The following is a 2,500-nucleotide window of genomic DNA, read 5'->3' as shown; positions in this document are numbered from 1 at the left end:
ACATTATCAGTGTAGCGCTCTAACCAGCTGAGCTACGAGACTATAATAGCTTATTATTATTGTTTTTTAAAATTAACAGCAAAGAGTAAAATTTCCTTTTGTAACTCACCATCTTTCTCTAGAAAGGAGGTGTTCCAGCCGCACCTTCCGGTACGGCTACCTTGTTACGACTTAGCCCTAGTTACCAGTTTTACCCTAGGCGGCTCCTTGCGGTGACCGACTTCAGGCACTCCCAGCTTCCATGGCTTGACGGGCGGTGTGTACAAGGCCCGGGAACGTATTCACCGGATCATGGCTGATATCCGATTACTAGCGATTCCAGCTTCACGGAGTCGAGTTGCAGACTCCGATCCGAACTGTGATATGGTTTATAGATTTGCTCTCTGTTGCCAGATGGCTGCTCATTGTCCATACCATTGTAGCACGTGTGTGGCCCAGGACGTAAGGGCCGTGATGATTTGACGTCATCCCCACCTTCCTCACTACTTGCGTAGGCAGTCTCGTTAGAGTCCCCAACTTTACTTGCTGGCAACTAACGACAGGGGTTGCGCTCGTTATAGGACTTAACCTGACACCTCACGGCACGAGCTGACGACAACCATGCAGCACCTTGTAATATGTCCGAAGAAAAGTCTATCTCTAAACCTGTCATACTACATTTAAGCCCTGGTAAGGTTCCTCGCGTATCATCGAATTAAACCACATGCTCCACCGCTTGTGCGGGCCCCCGTCAATTCCTTTGAGTTTCAGTCTTGCGACCGTACTCCCCAGGTGGGATACTTATCACTTTCGCTTAGTCACTGAGCTAATGCCCAACAACTAGTATCCATCGTTTACGGCGTGGACTACCAGGGTATCTAATCCTGTTCGCTCCCCACGCTTTCGTCCCTCAGCGTCAGTACATACGTAGTAGACTGCCTTCGCAATCGGTATTCTGTGTAATATCTATGCATTTCACCGCTACACTACACATTCTATCTACTTCCATATGACTCAAGTCAACCAGTATCAAAGGCAGTTCCATAGTTAAGCTATGGGATTTCACCTCTGACTTAATTGACCGCCTGCGGACCCTTTAAACCCAATGATTCCGGATAACGCTCGGACCCTCCGTATTACCGCGGCTGCTGGCACGGAGTTAGCCGGTCCTTATTCTTACAGTACCGTCAAGCTGCTACACGTAGCAGTGTTTCTTCCTGTATAAAAGCAGTTTACAACCCATAGGGCCGTCTTCCTGCACGCGGCATGGCTGGGTCAGAGTTGCCTCCATTGCCCAATATTCCTCACTGCTGCCTCCCGTAGGAGTCTGGTCCGTGTCTCAGTACCAGTGTGGGGGATCTCCCTCTCAGGACCCCTACCTATCGAAGTCATGGTAAGCCGTTACCTTACCATCTAACTAATAGGACGCATAGCCATCTTTTACCAATAAATCTTTAATTAAAACTCGATGCCGAATCTCAATACTATGAGGCATTAATCTTCATTTCTAAAGGCTATTCCTCAGTAAAAGGTAGGTTCTATACGCGTTACGCACCCGTGCGCCGGTCGTCATCTGTAGCAAGCTACAATGTTACCCCTCGACTTGCATGTGTTAAGCCTGCCGCTAGCGTTCATCCTGAGCCAGGATCAAACTCTTCATTGTATATTTTTAATAATATGAATGAATAAGTTTCAAAAGAATTTGTCTATAATTAAATAAACATGGTTATTCTACTCTTTGTTTACGCTGTCAATTTCAATATTTTCAATGAACTTGTTAAGAGTGTCTCAATCGCTTTTATACAATTGATGTAATTCCTAATCTTGATGAAATGATAGAATCGAACTATCTAACTTTTTACTAAAACTAAAACTTAGTTTCTTAAATCGTTATTCCAAAATCTCTAATGATCGTTGTGCTGTTTTTGTTAGCGGGTGCAAATCTAAAACTTATTTTTAATCTGACAATAAAAAAATGAATTATTTTTATTTATTTTTTTAAACCCTAAAAAACTGAACTTTGTGCCCCGAAAAATTCGGACTGCAAAGATACAAGCTTTTATTTATCTACCTAATCTTTTTTGAAAAAATTTAATTTATTTTTAAACCTAAATTCTAACCAAATAAAACCACAAAACAACCTATCAATGAACGTGACTAACAAACTACTATTTCCGTTAGCGGGTGCAAATATACAACCCCTTTTCAATCTCGCAACTATTATTTCAATTTCTTTTTTGTTTATTTTTAATCAACTCCTTAAATCTCTGAAAACTCGAAGCTTATAACTCGAAAAAAAATCAGTTTATTTTTACAAGCAAGCGCGAAAACTGAAAATAACCCAGCTACACAATAAAATGGGTAAGGTTACAAACATTACAATTCCTGAAAAGCCCCTCTTTTTTTTATCTAAAACTTCTTTTTATTATCCCAATCCCTGAGTTAAGGATTGAAACGGCATCCTTTTTTTTGTAATTATAACCTGCTAAATGGAAATACATCCCTAAAACAAACTATAAAT

Annotated in this window: 1 tRNA gene and 1 rRNA gene (1 of these 2 cut by a window edge); both read right to left on the bottom strand. The window is 41.2% G+C overall.

Annotated features, from left to right (window positions below):
- A tRNA-Ile gene (locus tag Q0678_RS11625) sits at window positions 1-42 on the bottom strand (it extends 32 nt beyond the left edge of the window).
- An 80-nt stretch (window positions 43-122) separates the two neighbouring features.
- Window positions 123-1,642, bottom strand: a 16S ribosomal RNA gene (locus tag Q0678_RS11620).
- Window positions 1,643-2,500 lie beyond the last annotated feature (858 nt).

Origin of the sequence: uncultured Polaribacter sp. (assembly GCF_947497125.1) — a bacterium.
Lineage (GTDB): Bacteria > Bacteroidota > Bacteroidia > Flavobacteriales > Flavobacteriaceae > Polaribacter.
Note: the sequence above shows the minus strand (reverse complement) of the source record. Positions and strands in the feature narration are given on the sequence as shown.